At 35.2% G+C, this 12,928-nt stretch carries 15 protein-coding genes; all 15 read left to right on the top strand.

What is annotated here, in order from left to right; genetic code table 11:
* The first annotated feature begins 3 nt into the window (after positions 1 to 3).
* On the top strand, positions 4 to 1,071 hold the full coding sequence (locus tag Q0358_RS03430) for a potassium channel protein (protein ID WP_299547268.1): 1,068 nt from the start codon (positions 4 to 6) through the stop codon (positions 1,069 to 1,071).
* The gene (gene argJ, locus Q0358_RS03425) at positions 1,064 to 2,254 is read left to right on the top strand and encodes a bifunctional glutamate N-acetyltransferase/amino-acid acetyltransferase ArgJ (RefSeq protein WP_299547213.1); all 1,191 of its coding nucleotides are present in this window, start codon (positions 1,064 to 1,066) and stop codon (positions 2,252 to 2,254) included. Before Q0358_RS03430 ends, argJ begins: the two co-directional genes overlap by 8 nt.
* 76 nt (positions 2,255 to 2,330) lie before the next feature.
* On the top strand, positions 2,331 to 2,555 hold the full coding sequence (locus Q0358_RS03420; protein ID WP_299547210.1) for a YdcH family protein: 225 nt from the start codon (positions 2,331 to 2,333) through the stop codon (positions 2,553 to 2,555).
* A 160-nt stretch (positions 2,556 to 2,715) separates the two neighbouring features.
* Positions 2,716 to 3,543: a cysteine ABC transporter substrate-binding protein gene (locus Q0358_RS03415; RefSeq protein WP_299547207.1), complete on the top strand. Its 828-nt coding sequence runs from the start codon at positions 2,716 to 2,718 to the stop codon at positions 3,541 to 3,543.
* 394 nt (positions 3,544 to 3,937) lie between these two features.
* Positions 3,938 to 4,327 (top strand): NAD(P)H-quinone oxidoreductase subunit 3, encoded by a 390-nt coding sequence (locus Q0358_RS03410; RefSeq protein ID WP_299547204.1) that lies wholly within the window; start codon positions 3,938 to 3,940, stop codon positions 4,325 to 4,327.
* Positions 4,309 to 4,818 (top strand): NADH-quinone oxidoreductase subunit B, encoded by a 510-nt coding sequence (locus Q0358_RS03405; protein ID WP_299547201.1) that lies wholly within the window; start codon positions 4,309 to 4,311, stop codon positions 4,816 to 4,818. The genes Q0358_RS03410 and Q0358_RS03405 overlap by 19 nt, the downstream gene beginning before the upstream one ends.
* Before the next feature lie 9 nt (positions 4,819 to 4,827).
* Positions 4,828 to 5,628: an NADH-quinone oxidoreductase subunit C gene (locus Q0358_RS03400; RefSeq protein ID WP_299547198.1), complete on the top strand. Its 801-nt coding sequence runs from the start codon at positions 4,828 to 4,830 to the stop codon at positions 5,626 to 5,628.
* A gap of 1 nt (position 5,629) precedes the next feature.
* Positions 5,630 to 6,859, top strand: a complete 1,230-nt coding sequence (gene nuoD / locus Q0358_RS03395) for an NADH dehydrogenase (quinone) subunit D (RefSeq protein WP_299547195.1) — start codon at positions 5,630 to 5,632, stop codon at positions 6,857 to 6,859.
* Positions 6,856 to 7,125 carry an NADH-ubiquinone oxidoreductase subunit E family protein gene (locus Q0358_RS03390; protein WP_299547192.1) on the top strand — a complete coding sequence of 90 codons (270 nt, stop codon included), beginning with the start codon at positions 6,856 to 6,858 and terminating at the stop codon, positions 7,123 to 7,125. The genes nuoD and Q0358_RS03390 overlap by 4 nt, the downstream gene beginning before the upstream one ends.
* The gene (locus Q0358_RS03385) at positions 7,122 to 7,952 is read left to right on the top strand and encodes a hypothetical protein (protein ID WP_299547189.1); all 831 of its coding nucleotides are present in this window, start codon (positions 7,122 to 7,124) and stop codon (positions 7,950 to 7,952) included. The genes Q0358_RS03390 and Q0358_RS03385 overlap by 4 nt, the downstream gene beginning before the upstream one ends.
* On the top strand, positions 7,952 to 10,423 hold the full coding sequence (locus tag Q0358_RS03380; protein ID WP_299547186.1) for an NADH-quinone oxidoreductase subunit G: 2,472 nt from the start codon (positions 7,952 to 7,954) through the stop codon (positions 10,421 to 10,423). Before Q0358_RS03385 ends, Q0358_RS03380 begins: the two co-directional genes overlap by 1 nt.
* Positions 10,420 to 11,418 carry an NADH-quinone oxidoreductase subunit NuoH gene (gene nuoH, locus Q0358_RS03375; RefSeq protein WP_299547183.1) on the top strand — a complete coding sequence of 333 codons (999 nt, stop codon included), beginning with the start codon at positions 10,420 to 10,422 and terminating at the stop codon, positions 11,416 to 11,418. The genes Q0358_RS03380 and nuoH overlap by 4 nt, the downstream gene beginning before the upstream one ends.
* Positions 11,415 to 12,071 carry an NADH-quinone oxidoreductase subunit NuoI gene (gene nuoI, locus Q0358_RS03370; protein WP_299547180.1) on the top strand — a complete coding sequence of 219 codons (657 nt, stop codon included), beginning with the start codon at positions 11,415 to 11,417 and terminating at the stop codon, positions 12,069 to 12,071. The genes nuoH and nuoI overlap by 4 nt, the downstream gene beginning before the upstream one ends.
* Positions 12,071 to 12,637 carry an NADH-quinone oxidoreductase subunit J gene (locus Q0358_RS03365; RefSeq protein WP_299547265.1) on the top strand — a complete coding sequence of 189 codons (567 nt, stop codon included), beginning with the start codon at positions 12,071 to 12,073 and terminating at the stop codon, positions 12,635 to 12,637. The genes nuoI and Q0358_RS03365 overlap by 1 nt, the downstream gene beginning before the upstream one ends.
* Positions 12,624 to 12,926: an NADH-quinone oxidoreductase subunit NuoK gene (gene nuoK, locus Q0358_RS03360; protein ID WP_299547177.1), complete on the top strand. Its 303-nt coding sequence runs from the start codon at positions 12,624 to 12,626 to the stop codon at positions 12,924 to 12,926. Before Q0358_RS03365 ends, nuoK begins: the two co-directional genes overlap by 14 nt.
* The last annotated feature ends 2 nt before the right edge of the window (positions 12,927 to 12,928 follow it).

The raw sequence follows: 12,928 nt of genomic DNA, 5'->3' as shown, positions 1-12,928 counted from the left end.
GATATGTCTGGATTGCTCTATGAGCAGCTAAAACCTTTCCGAGCACCTTTTTTACTACTTTTTGCAGGCTTGCTTCTTAGCACATTGGGCTATGTCGTTGTTACAGATTATAGTTTAATTGACGCATTTTTTCAGGCTTCTTATACATTTACTACAACAGGTTTTGGGGCATTAAAAGAAGATGAATTTGATGGCTTGGATGTGTTTTATACCGCTGTTGTAATGATGGCTGGTTCGGCAGTTCTTAGTTTTTGTGTAATTAGTGTGATTGATGTTTTAAATAGAGGTAAGCTTATTCCAATTATTAAGGAACGCAATATGATTTATAGAATTGCGCGTTTGAAAAATCATTTCATCATTTGTTATCATAATGAATATACAATTCAACTCTCCCAGCAATTTAGAGATGCACATATCCCATTTGTGGTAGTGGATCATAATGATGCTCTAGAAGATATTGCACAAAAGCATCGTTATCCTTTTTTTATCAATGAGGATCCACACACTGAAATTGCAATGTTGAAATGTCATTTATCTAGTGCTAGAGGGGTGATTGCTTTGTCAAATAATATTGCAGACAATATTGCTCAAATTGCTTCTGTGCGTTTGTATGAACGAGAACTTGGGAGAAAACCTTATTTTATTATTGCAAATGCAAATACAAATGAAGAAGAAGAAAAATTAAAAAAACTAGGCGCAGACAGTGTTGTTTTTCCAGCAAAGCTTTTTGCACAAAGAGTTAATGCGATGGCAACGCGCCCAGATATGGAAAACTTATTAGAGAGATTTGCTTATCAAAAAGACACGCCTCTTGATTTAGAAGAAATCGTTGTGCCACGCTACTCTTGGCTTGTTTTAAAAAAGCTAAAAGAAGCGCATGTGCGTGAAATTACACAAACTTCTATTGTAGGGATTACGCAAAAAGATGGGAAGTTTATTTCAATGCCAAATGGTGATACCTTAGTAACAAGTGAGTGTAAATTGCTTGTTATTGGAACTTCACACGGAGTGCGATTGACCAAGCAGTTAGTTTCTAAAAAAGATAAACCAGAGGAGTTAAAATATGTTTAGTGTGTTTCCTATTGATGGTGGTGTTGTTGCTCCACAGGGATTTTATTGTGATGGTGTGAGGGCTGGACTTAAAAAAAATAATGAATTAGATATTGCCTTTATTTATGCAGATTCTTTGTGTGAAGTGGAGGGGGTTTTTACACAAAATAAATTTTGTGCTGCTCCCATTTTGCATTTTCAAAGTTATCCAAAGGATTTTAAGACAAATTTTGTGTTAGTAAATTCTAAAAATGCAAATGCCCTAACAGGTGATGAAGGTGTGGAAAATGTTAAAGAAGTTTTAGAGAAATTACAGCATCGTTTTAATGATATCCAAAATCCTATTATGAGTTCTACTGGTGTTATTGGTGTGCAGTTGCCTAAAGAAAAGATTATTGCAAGCTTTGCTCAATTTAATTTGTCTCAAAAAAATCACAAAAACGCAGAAAAAGCAATTTTGACAACGGATAGATTTAACAAAAGTATTGCTTTTGAAGTGGTATTAGGAGATAAAACAAGCTTTAAAATTGGTGCGATGTGCAAAGGGGCTGGAATGATAAATCCTAGTCTTGCAACAATGCTATGTTTTATTACAACAGACGCCAGCATTCCAAAATGCGATATGCAAGAGTTGCTTTTAGAAGCGACAGATTCCACCTTTAATGCTATTAGTGTAGATGGAGATACCTCTACAAATGATACGATTTTACTTTTAAGTAATGGAAAAAGTGGTGCATATAATAAAGAAGCGTTTTTGTTTGCTTTGCAAAAAGTGATGCATAAGCTTGCTATGGATATTACACGCGACGGAGAAGGAGCTACAAAATTAGTAGCTTTTGAGATTAAAGGGGCTAAAAATCAAGAAGAAGCACAAAAATGCGCTAAAGCACTTAGTCAATCTTTGTTGGTTAAAACTGCACTTTTTGGTTGTGATCCAAATTGGGGCAGAGTTGCTTCAACTATTGGTGCAAGCGGAATTGCTTGCGATCCAAAAACTTTAGAGATTTATTTTGGTGATGTGTGTGTGTATCAGCAAGGGATGATTTATTTTGATAAAGCAAATGAACAAAAAGCAGCAGAAGTTTTAAAGCAAGATTCCTTTAAGATCACTTGTAATCTTGGAATCGACGATGGCACATTTACTGCTTATGGTTGCGATTTAGGATATGAGTATGTGAAGATTAATGCGGATTATCGCACTTAAATTTTGAAAAGAATTGCAAGGATTAAGGCAAAATTTTTTATAATCATAGAATTATTTTATTTTGTAAGGAGAATTTATGTTACACGAATATAGAGATGAAATTAGCATTTTAAAGCAAGAGAATGCGCATTTTGCTAAGATTTTTGATGAACATAATGATTTAGATCAAAGGATTCAAGACATTGCAGAAGGAAGAGAACACGCAACGGATATGGAACTATCTGAACTTAAGCGTAAGAAACTAGAACTTAAAGATGAAGCTTATGCAATGGTAATGGAATACATTAAAGAAAAAAAATAGTTGCAAATCCCTAAGTTTTGGGGATTGCTTGCTTTTAGTGTTAATCATCTTTCGTTTTTCTTACATAAACTTTATATAAATATCTTAATTTTAAAATTTCTTAAAAACTTTAGTGATAAAATCACACGTTTTTATGTAAAAAAAAATAAAGGAAAACTTAATGAAAAACCTAGTTTTTAAAATGTTTTTGGCAATCTTTTCGGTAGGTTTCTTTGTGGGTTGTGGGAATAATGCACAAAGTGCTAGTGAAGATGAACTTGCTAAAATTAAACAAAAGGGCGTGATTACAGTTGGTGTATTTAGTGATAAGCCGCCTTTTGGATTTGTGAATGACAAGGGAGAGAATGATGGCTTTGATGTATATGTTGCAAGAGAGTTAGCAAAAAGTTTATTAGGTGATGCAAGTAAAGTAAAGTTTGAGCTTGTTGAAGCTGCAAGTCGTGTAGAATTTTTAAAAAGTGGCAAAGTAGATTTGATTATGGCAAACTTCACAAAAACTCCTGAAAGAGAAGAAGTTGTGGATTTTGCAACACCTTATATGAAAGTTGCTTTGGGCGTTGTTTCTAAAGGTGGGGACATTAAAGATGTTACGGATTTAAAGGGTAAAAAATTGATTGTAAATAAAGGCACAACAGCGGATTTTTATTTCACAAAAAATCACCCTGATATTGAGCTTGTGAAGTTTGATCAAAACACAGAAGCATTTTTAGCACTTAAAGATGGAAGAGGAGATGCTTTAGCACACGATAATTTATTGCTTTTTGCGTGGGCTAAGGAAAATCCTGATTTTGTAGTGGCAATTAGTAAGCTTGGAAATGAAGATGTGATTGCTCCAGCGGTTAAAAAAGGAAATAAAACACTTTTGGAGTGGGTAAATGCTGAGATTGCAAAACTCAACGAAAATGGTTTTATGCAAGAGGCTTATACAAAAACACTTGCGCCAATTTATGGAGAAGATCAACTTAAATCTGTGCTATTTGTAAAATAGTATAAGAGTTGGAATCTTTTTTTATTTTGGATTCCAACTTTTTAAAACACATCGCAAAATCTTCATTATATGTAACAAATCTACTCTTTTTTAAAAATGGATTCCAACTTTTATTTTTTATGTGTAAATGTTTCTTTTTGTATCAGTCTTTTAGTGTTTATGAGGAATAGGTTTTAGATTTAGAATTGCGTAAATTGTAGGTTTGTTTGCGCAAAAATTTGTGCAGGTTTAAAAGATTAACAAAAATTTTACTTTATTATCTTTGTTCTGAGTTTGCAAATCCTTTTGAAAGGCTTGCAATATGGAATCTAAAAAACATTAATTTTTAAAATGAAATTTTATTTTTTTAAGAAAACTACGCTAAGATACCCCTAAAAGTTTTTAAGGATAATCAGTGTCTCATTTAGATGTAGCTCACCCTTATTTTGGCGTGTTTGTGATTTTTATTTTCACTTTTGTGGCGTTTTTAGCAACGACTTTCTTATCGCGTTTTGTTGGGAGAAAGTTGGCAAATAAAAATAATCAAAAATTAAAATTAGCTCCTTATGAGTGTGGTTTGGCACCGACAAAGCAGCCTAATCGGATTTCTTCGCAATTTTATATTATGGCGTTATTGTTTATTTTGTTTGATGTAGAGATTATTTTTATGTTTCCTTGGGCAGTGGATTTTCAAGTTTTGGGTATGTTTGGGTTTGTTGAGATGTTGTTATTTATCTTTTTGTTACTTATTGGATTTGTATATGCGTGGAGAAAAGGAGCGTTACAATGGCAGAGCATGAAGTAAATTATTTTAAAAGCGGTGGATTACCTATTGCACTAACAAGCGTGGATAAACTTTTAAATTGGGGGCGCAGTAATTCTTTGTGGGCGATGACTTATGGGCTTGCTTGTTGTGCAATTGAAATGATGGCAACAGGAGCTAGCCGCTATGATTTTGATAGATTTGGCACGATTTTTAGAGCAAGTCCAAGACAAAGTGATGTGATGATTATTGCAGGCACTGTAACCAAAAAACACGCGCAATTTGTGCGTAGATTATATGATCAAATGCCAGAACCTAAATGGGTGATTTCTATGGGAAGTTGTGCAAATACAGGGGGTATGTTTAATACTTATGCAACAGTGCAAGGAGTAGATAGGATTATCCCAGTAGATATTTATCTGCCCGGTTGTTCTCCTAGACCAGAGACTTTACAATATGCGCTTATGGTATTACAACAAAAAATCCGCAAGCAAAAAGCAAGCCGTGCAACTGCTCCTAAACGCTTGGTGTAAAGGAAGTGTATGCGAGAATTTAAGCCAAAGAAAAATGTGCAAAAACAGGTAAATTATAAAGATAGATTTTATGTATCTCCCAAGATACCACAAGAAAATATAGAAAATGATAGTGAGTATTTTGGTGATGTAGAAAAGCTTCAAACACAAGTTAAGGTGCTAGAATCTTATATTGAACGTGAAGTGCTTGTAGTATGGGTAGAAAAGGATTCCATCTTTAAAGCATTAGAAACCCTAAAAGCAATGAGTTATGATGTGTTAAGCGAGCTAAGTGCAATAGATTATTTAGAAAATAAGGGTGGATTTGAAATTTTTTATCAAATGTTATCTATGCAAAAAGCCAAGCGATTGCGTGTGAAGACTTTTTTAAAAAAAGGGGAAAAGATAGAATCAGTTAGTTCTCTTTTTGGTAGTGCAAATTGGAGTGAAAGAGAAATGTATGATATGTTTGGGATTTTACCTTTAAATCATCCTTATCCAAAACGCATTTTAATGCCTGATGATTGGGTGGGACACCCCCTTTTAAAAAGCTATCCACTACAAGGCGATGAAGCAGCACAGTGGTATGAAGTGGATACGATTTTTGGCAAAGAATATCGCGATGTCATAGGCAAAGAACAAAGAGATTCTGCGCGCATAGATCGTTATGACTCCACACGCTTCTCACATTTGGGTTATGAAGTGGGTTATGGAGAGGAAGTTTTAAAAGAAGAAAAGCCGCGTCCTATTATGTATCAAGAAGAAGATGGTGTGTTGTTTGTTAAAAAACTAAAATTAGAATCCACAAAAGAGCTAAAAGAAAGGAAATAATATGCAACAACCTAATAAGTTAATGCCTTTTTATGAAAATGTAGCTTTTGATCGCATTAGCGATAATGTGATGGTGGTGAATTTTGGTCCTCAGCATCCTAGCGCACACGGGCAGTTACGCTTAATTTTAGAGTTAGAGGGCGAAAAGGTTGTTAAGGCAACTCCTGATGTTGGGTATTTACACCGCGGAATGGAGAAAATGGCAGAAAATATGATCTATAATGAGTTTTTGCCAACAACAGATAGGATGGATTATATTGCGGCAAGTTCTAATAATTATGGTTTTGCTTTGAGTGTGGAGAGGCTTTTGGGTGTTGAAGTTCCAAGGCGTGCTAAGGTGATTCGCACAATGCTTTTAGAGTTAAATCGTATCATTTCTCATCTTTTTTGGCTTGCAACACACGCACTTGATGTGGGAGCTATGAGTATTTTTTTGTATTGCTTTAGAGAAAGAGAGTTTGCTATTGATTTAATAGAGGATTATTGTGGTGCGCGTTTAACGCACTCTAGTGTTAGAATTGGTGGAGTTCCGCTTGATTTACCACAAGATTGGATTGCTAAATTAAAAGCATTTTTAGAAGCATTGCCAAGCCAAATTCAGTTATATGAAGGAATTTTGAGCGAGAATCGTATTTGGCGTATGCGTTTAGAAAATGTAGGAGTTGTAAGTCCGCAAATGGCAAAAAGCTGGGGATTAAGTGGTGTGCTTTTGCGTGGGAGTGGAATTGCTTGGGATATTAGAAAAGAAGAACCTTATGAGCTTTATAATGAGTTAGAGTTTGATATTCCAGTTAGTGATAGTTGTGATAGTTATGGGCGTTATCTTTTGTATATGGAAGAAATGCGTCAAAGTATTAAAATTTTATATCAACTAATTGATAAATATGCAAATACAGATACGCTATTAATGAGTGAAGATACGCGTTATTTTTCTGCACCAAAAGAACAAATTATGACACAAAATTATTCTTTAATGCAACATTTTGTTCTAGTAACACAAGGAATGAGACCGCCTATTGGTGAGATTTATGTTCCAACAGAATCGCCAAAGGGAGAGCTTGGATTTTTTATTCGTTCTGAAGGAGAGCCTTATCCTTATCGCGTGAAAATGCGCACACCTAGTTTCTTTCATACAGGGGTTTTGCAAGAATTATTGCCCGGACATTATTTAGCAGATGTGGTAACAATTATTGGAAATACAAACATAGTCTTTGGGGAGATTGACAGATGAAACGCTTTGATTTAAGGCATTTAAAAAATGATTTTTGTGGGCGTTTAAAAGAGATTTTAGATACAGAATTAGAAGTAGGAGAAGTTGGAATCTTTTTATTTGAAGTACTTGATTTTGACAATGTGCAAAAAAGTGCAGATGTTGTGGAATCTAGTGGAAATACGCTTTTAAATTCATTGCGTTTTAATGAAGTGGATTGGACAATTGTTGCAAGAAAAGAAGATATGAAATCTAAACATTTAGAAGCACAAAAGGCTAATGTATGAATATACTAGTGCAAACATTTTTGAAAAATGGTGGAATTGCTTGCGAAATGAATCTTTTAAAAAGTGAAAAAAATATTTTACTTTTTGGTGGATTTGTAGAAGACTTTAAAAAGAATTTGGAAAATATGGAATCCAAATTTCATCATATTTTTTTGCTAAATCCTTTACATTTTAATCCTTATGGCTTTACACAATTTGCTTATGAAGTGGGAGCTGAAGAAGCAGTTACTGCGTTGCTTGCTTATGGATTAAGCACTTTTAGCAATGAAAAAATTAAAGATAAAGCATTGCAAGAATTTGTAAAAACTCTTGATGTAGGATATCTTGCATCAGAATGCAATTTTGCTGAAGAAGAGTTGGAGATTATTGCGCAAAATTATAAAAAATCTGGTTTAACACTACTTGTTGGAGCAGATTTAGCCACGCATAAAAAAGCAGAAAATCTAGCAAAAATCCTAGCTTTACTTAGCAAAACCCTAAAGGATTTAAAAATTGTGTTTTTGGATTCTAAGATTAATGCGATTCCATTAGAACACAAGGCAATTATGCCTTTAGAGGATTTAAAAAGTTATGATGGCTTAGTTGTGTATGTGCAAGAAGATGCTAGAAAAGAAGGGGTCTTGGAAGTTTCTAATCAATTTTGTATGGTGAGCAAAATGCAGGACAATACAAAGGTTAAGATTCAGCTAGAATCTTATCAAGAGATTGTGGTAAAAATGCAGTGTAATATGGAAATTAAAGGAATGGTTGGAATCTTATGGACGACAAGAAAAGTCTTGCAAAAAGATTTTTGTTATCAACTTGTAAGTTTAAGCAAGGTGGCGTAATGGAAAAGATAAAAGTAACAATTGATGGCTGTGAAGTAATTTGCAGTGAAGGTGAGAGTATTTTAAATGTTGCGCGTGCAAATTCTATTTTTATTCCAGCAATTTGCTATCTCTCTTGTGCATCTCCAACGCTTGCGTGCAAAATGTGTATGGTAGAAGCAGATGGAAAGCGCGTGTATGCTTGCAACGCAAAAGTTAAAGATGGAATGCAAGTGCTAGTGCATACACCAGAAATTGAAGAAGAGCGTGTAGCAATTATGCAAGCTTATGATGTCAATCATCCTTTGCAGTGTGGGGTTTGTGATAAGAGTGGGGAGTGTGAGTTGCAAAATTACACACATTATGTGGGGGTTAGAGAGCAAAATTATGCACTAAAAGATACTTATAAGCCCTTTGATAGTTGGGGTAAGGCAGTTTATGATCCAAATTTATGTATTGTCTGTGAGCGTTGCGTAACTTTATGTAAAGATAAGATTGGAAAATCGCATATTAAGGCATTAAAATATGATGGAGAAATGCCAGATAAAGCCTATAAAGAGAGTATGCCAAAAGATGCTTATGGTGTCTGGACAAAATTTAAAAAATCTCTTATTGGTTTAAATGGTGTGGATGCTGATGCTTGTGGGGATTGTGGAGAGTGTGTGAGTGTGTGTCCAGTTGGCGCACTTAGTATTGGACATTTTCAATATCGTTCTAATGCGTGGGAATTAGAAAGGATTGATAGCACTTGCGTGCATTGTGCAAATGGCTGTGCATTGACCTATGAAGTTAAGCAAAAGGGTATTAGCGGTGGAGAAAAGGAAGTGTATCGCGTGGTAAGCGATTGGAACTTTTCAACACTTTGTCCAGCAGGTCGTTTGGCGTTTAATGCTAATAATCAGCACATTAAAAAAGATATAGACGCGTTTAATAAGACTATTGCTGCCTTTAAAGAAGCACAAACCATTAAATTTGCAGGAGATATTAGCAATGAAGAGGCTCTAATCTTGCAACAATTTAAAGAGAAATTTGGTTATAAACTTGTGTGTGAAAACGTGTATTCTTTTAAGAGTTTCTTGGATGTCTTTAGTAAAATCTGTGGAAATTTAGGGAGTGCAACGCAAAAAGAGATTACCCAAAGCACTCTTGTGATGACTTTTGGTGGTGCATTAAGCTATGATATGCCAGTAATTACACACTCTATTAATAATGCAATGAAACAAAACAAAGGCGCAAATCTTGCAAGTTTTCACACAATGGAAGATGTTGTATTGAAAAACTTTGTAAAAACTGCAATCAATGGAATCTATAAACCAGATAGCGAAGAAGCAATGGCGTTATTGTTGGCTAGTGCTTGTATTGCAAAAGAGAAAATGCCACAATCTCTAAAAGAGCAGATTGAAAAATATGAAAAGATGGAATCCAAAACGCTCACAAAAGAGATTAGTAAAACAATTCAACAAGAAGCATTAGATGAAAATGGAAATGTGATTTTAGATGAAAAAGGTGAACCAACTTTTATCAAAAAAGAAGTCAGCCAAAAGGTTGATGAAGAAGTTGAAGTTTTAACAAGTGAGTTATACGGATATTGTGGAGAGTCTATAAGAGAAGCAATAGAGAGCTTAAAAGAAGCATTAAAAGGAGCTAAAAATCCTACTTTGATAGTTGGATTTGATGTGTATGAAGCAAGAAATGCAAGTAATATTGCTAAGATTTTAGGCTACATTGAAGCATTAAGTGAAGTAAAGGTGATGTTGCTGCCACCACAAACTAATGCACTTGGAGTTGCTCTAATTTGCGATTTAGATAAAGAAAGCTTGGGGTATAGCATAGGCTACAATGTGAAAGGAAAATATAGTATTGGAACACAAGCGGACAATGCCTTATTAATGCCATATTTAAATGAGCAAGAAGGCACGCTTGTTAATGTAGATAAGCGTGTTGTGCCAATTGCTCCAGCAACACCTTATTATGGATATGAGTTAAATGATATTGCAAGAGCGTTAGGGTTAGAAAATGAGAACACCATAGATTATACACAAGAACTACCAATATCTAAAGGATTTAAGAGTATTGCTTATGATGATTTAGGTTTTGGTTATGCAAATGATGGCACAGAGATTCGTGGCTATCTTTTAGATGTGAATTGTTGTAAAAAACAAGAAGAGATTTCTCCTGTAACCTTAGAATCGTTAGGGGATTATAATCTCTATGCGCGTAATAGTGTGGCGCATTTTTCTAAGAATACTTTGATGGCTTTACATTTAGATTCTAAAAATGGCTTGCAACTTAGCCAAGATTATGCAAACAAGCTTGCATTAGCGCAAGGTGATAAGGTAGAAATTGACTTTTTAAATGGGGTGATTATCTCTTCAGTGGTAAGTATTGATAAGGGTATGCAAGGTGATTTTGCCGCACTTGGTGTGTGTGGGATAGAAGATGGATTCCAAAACGCACGCTATGCAAATGCTTCTATAAAGGCTTTAAAATGATGGCTTATGTGATTGAAACACTTATTAAGATTCTGCTTTTGGTGTTGATTTTTTCAGCACTTGCTGGATTTACAACTTATGTAGAACGCAAGGTTTTGGCGTTTTTTCAAAGGCGTTTAGGACCTACTATTGTTGGTCCTTTTGGGGTTTTGCAGATTTTAGCAGATGGGATTAAGCTTTTTACTAAAGAAGATATTGTTCCAAGTGGCGCAAATCGCTTGATTTTTAGAATTGCTCCTACGATTACTGCTGCAACGGCATTTATCGCAATGGCTCCTATTCCCTTTTTTCCTGAGTTTGAACTCTTTGGTCGCACGATTCAGCCTATTGTTTCTGATATTAATGTTGGAATTTTATTTGTATTGGGTGTTGGAGCTGCTGGGCTTTATGGACCTTTGCTCGCTGGAATTAGCGCAAATAGTAAATGGTCGCTTTTAGGAGCAGCAAGAACTGCTGTGCAGCTTCTTAGCTTTGAAGTGGTTTCTGGATTGTCTTTGCTTGCCCCTTTAATGCTTGTTGGATCGTTGTCTTTAATAGATATTAATAATTATCAAAATGGCGGCATTACAGATTGGTTGATTTTCTCACAGCCTTTGGCGTTTTTGCTCTTTTTGTTTGCGGGATATGTAGAGCTTAATAGGACGCCTTTTGACTTGCTAGAGCACGAAGCGGAGATTGTCGCAGGATATGCTACTGAATATGCTGGAATGCGTTGGGGAATGTTTTTTATTGGTGAGTATGCAAGCATGATTTCACTCTCTTTTGTAGTGTCTTTGATTTTTCTTGGTGGATTTAATCCATTAGGATTTATCCCGGGTGGAGTTGCAATTCTTTTAAAAGTAATGTTTTTTATTTTTTTGTTTATGTGGGCTAGAGCAGCATATCCGCACATTAGACCTGATCAATTAATGGGATTATGTTGGAGAGTGTTGTTTCCATTGGCACTTTTAAATGTCTTTATTACAGGAATTGTAGTTTTAGGAGGTGGAAATTGAGTCAATATGTAAAGATTTATGAAAAAACTCCACCTTTGAGTGGGACGCAAAAGTTTGTGCGTTTTTGGAATCGTGCATTAAAAGGAGAGCTTTTTGTTGGGCTTTGGCTTGTGTTTAAGGAGCTTTGCAAGGCGCAAATCCATACCGTGCAATATCCTTTAGAAAAGTTGCCTTTAAGTCCGCGTTATCGTGCAGTTCATGAGTTAAAGCGTTTGTTGGATAGTGGAAATGAGCGTTGTATTGGCTGTGGATTATGCGAGAAAATTTGCGTGGCAAATTGCATTAGAATGGAAACTGGCTATGGAGAAGATAAGCGTAAGGTTGTGTTTGAATATAGCATCAACTTTGGGCGTTGCATTTATTGTGGGCTGTGTGCTGAAGTGTGTCCAGAGCTTGCTATTGTGCATGGAAATCGCTATGAGAATGCTTGTGAGCAACGCGCATCTTTCGCACTTAAAAATGATATGCTAACACCTATTGACAAAGTTTTAAGCGGTAATGATTGTGAGTTTGATGGTGTAGGAAGTGTGAGTGTAGATGCAGATAAGCGTATTAAAGCAACACCACTAAAATACTTGGAGAAAAAGTTGGAATCTAAAATTGAAAATTTGGAATCTAAAGAAGTAGAATCTCAAAAAATGGAGGATAAGTGATGTTTGAGGCAATCGCATTTTATGTCTTTTGCGCATTAACTTTAGCGATGTTTTTGGTGGTTGTTACAACAAAAAATGTTCTTTATGCTTTAAGTGCGCTTGCTGCTGGAATGATGTTTGTTTCGGCTTTTTTCTTTTTACTTGGGGCAGAGTTTTTAGGTGTGGTGCAAATTGTTGTCTATACAGGAGCAGTCATTGCTCTATATGCTTTTGCGATGATGTTTTTTGATAGCCAAAAGCTAGAAAAAGAAAAAATTGAAAATCCTAAGATTTTATTTTTTTTAAGTGGTATGGGAGCTTTATTGCTTGTATTGATTGTTGTTTCTCCTGTGATTGCAGAAAATCTCACAAGCTTGCAGGCAACAACACCAATAAAAGATGGAATCGGAAATGTGCAAATGGTTGGTTATGTGCTTTTTACTAAATTTTTGATTCCTTTTGAGATTGCAGCAATAATGTTGCTTGTCGCGATGATTGCAGGAATTGTGTTGGCAGGTAAGAGAATGCGCTATTCTTTAACTTTAAATGAACAAGTGCCTAAAGGAGAAGAGTATGATAACGCTTAATCATTATTTAATTTTATCAAGCCTTATGTTTATTATTGGTGTTTTTGGAATGCTAAGGCGCAAAAATTTATTAATGCTCTTTTTTTCTACGGAGATTGTTTTGAGTGCAGTAAGTGTTGGGTTTGTTGCAGTGGGTAAATATCTTGGAGATTTAAATGGACAGATGTTTGCGTTTTTTCTTCTAGCAGTAGCGGCAAGCGAAGTTGCTATTGGTGTAGGTTTGCTGATTGCTTGGTATAAAAAGCATCACACACTTGATCTTGATAGACTTAAAATTATGGAAGGCTAGCA

Origin of the sequence: uncultured Helicobacter sp. (genome assembly GCF_937893305.1) — a bacterium.
In the GTDB taxonomy this organism is placed as follows: Bacteria; Campylobacterota; Campylobacteria; order Campylobacterales; family Helicobacteraceae; genus Helicobacter_D.
Note: the sequence above shows the minus strand (reverse complement) of the source record. Positions and strands in the feature narration are given on the sequence as shown.

Excerpts from the sequence above, each read along its gene's own strand:
- Q0358_RS03430 (WP_299547268.1), top strand. The coding sequence starts at position 4 with ATGTCTGGATTGCTCTATGAGCAGCTAAAACCTTTCCGAGCACCTTTT.
- argJ (WP_299547213.1), top strand. The coding sequence starts at position 1,064 with ATGTTTAGTGTGTTTCCTATTGATGGTGGTGTTGTTGCTCCACAGGGA.
- nuoH (WP_299547183.1), top strand. The coding sequence starts at position 10,420 with ATGATGGCTTATGTGATTGAAACACTTATTAAGATTCTGCTTTTGGTG.
- Q0358_RS03390 (WP_299547192.1), top strand. The coding sequence starts at position 6,856 with ATGAAACGCTTTGATTTAAGGCATTTAAAAAATGATTTTTGTGGGCGT.
- Q0358_RS03405 (WP_299547201.1), top strand. The coding sequence starts at position 4,309 with ATGGCAGAGCATGAAGTAAATTATTTTAAAAGCGGTGGATTACCTATT.
- Q0358_RS03400 (WP_299547198.1), top strand. The coding sequence starts at position 4,828 with ATGCGAGAATTTAAGCCAAAGAAAAATGTGCAAAAACAGGTAAATTAT.
- nuoK (WP_299547177.1), top strand. The coding sequence starts at position 12,624 with ATGATAACGCTTAATCATTATTTAATTTTATCAAGCCTTATGTTTATT.
- Q0358_RS03420 (WP_299547210.1), top strand. The coding sequence starts at position 2,331 with ATGTTACACGAATATAGAGATGAAATTAGCATTTTAAAGCAAGAGAAT.
- Q0358_RS03415 (WP_299547207.1), top strand. The coding sequence starts at position 2,716 with ATGAAAAACCTAGTTTTTAAAATGTTTTTGGCAATCTTTTCGGTAGGT.
- Q0358_RS03365 (WP_299547265.1), top strand. The coding sequence starts at position 12,071 with ATGTTTGAGGCAATCGCATTTTATGTCTTTTGCGCATTAACTTTAGCG.
- Q0358_RS03380 (WP_299547186.1), top strand. The coding sequence starts at position 7,952 with ATGGAAAAGATAAAAGTAACAATTGATGGCTGTGAAGTAATTTGCAGT.
- nuoD (WP_299547195.1), top strand. The coding sequence starts at position 5,630 with ATGCAACAACCTAATAAGTTAATGCCTTTTTATGAAAATGTAGCTTTT.
- Q0358_RS03385 (WP_299547189.1), top strand. The coding sequence starts at position 7,122 with ATGAATATACTAGTGCAAACATTTTTGAAAAATGGTGGAATTGCTTGC.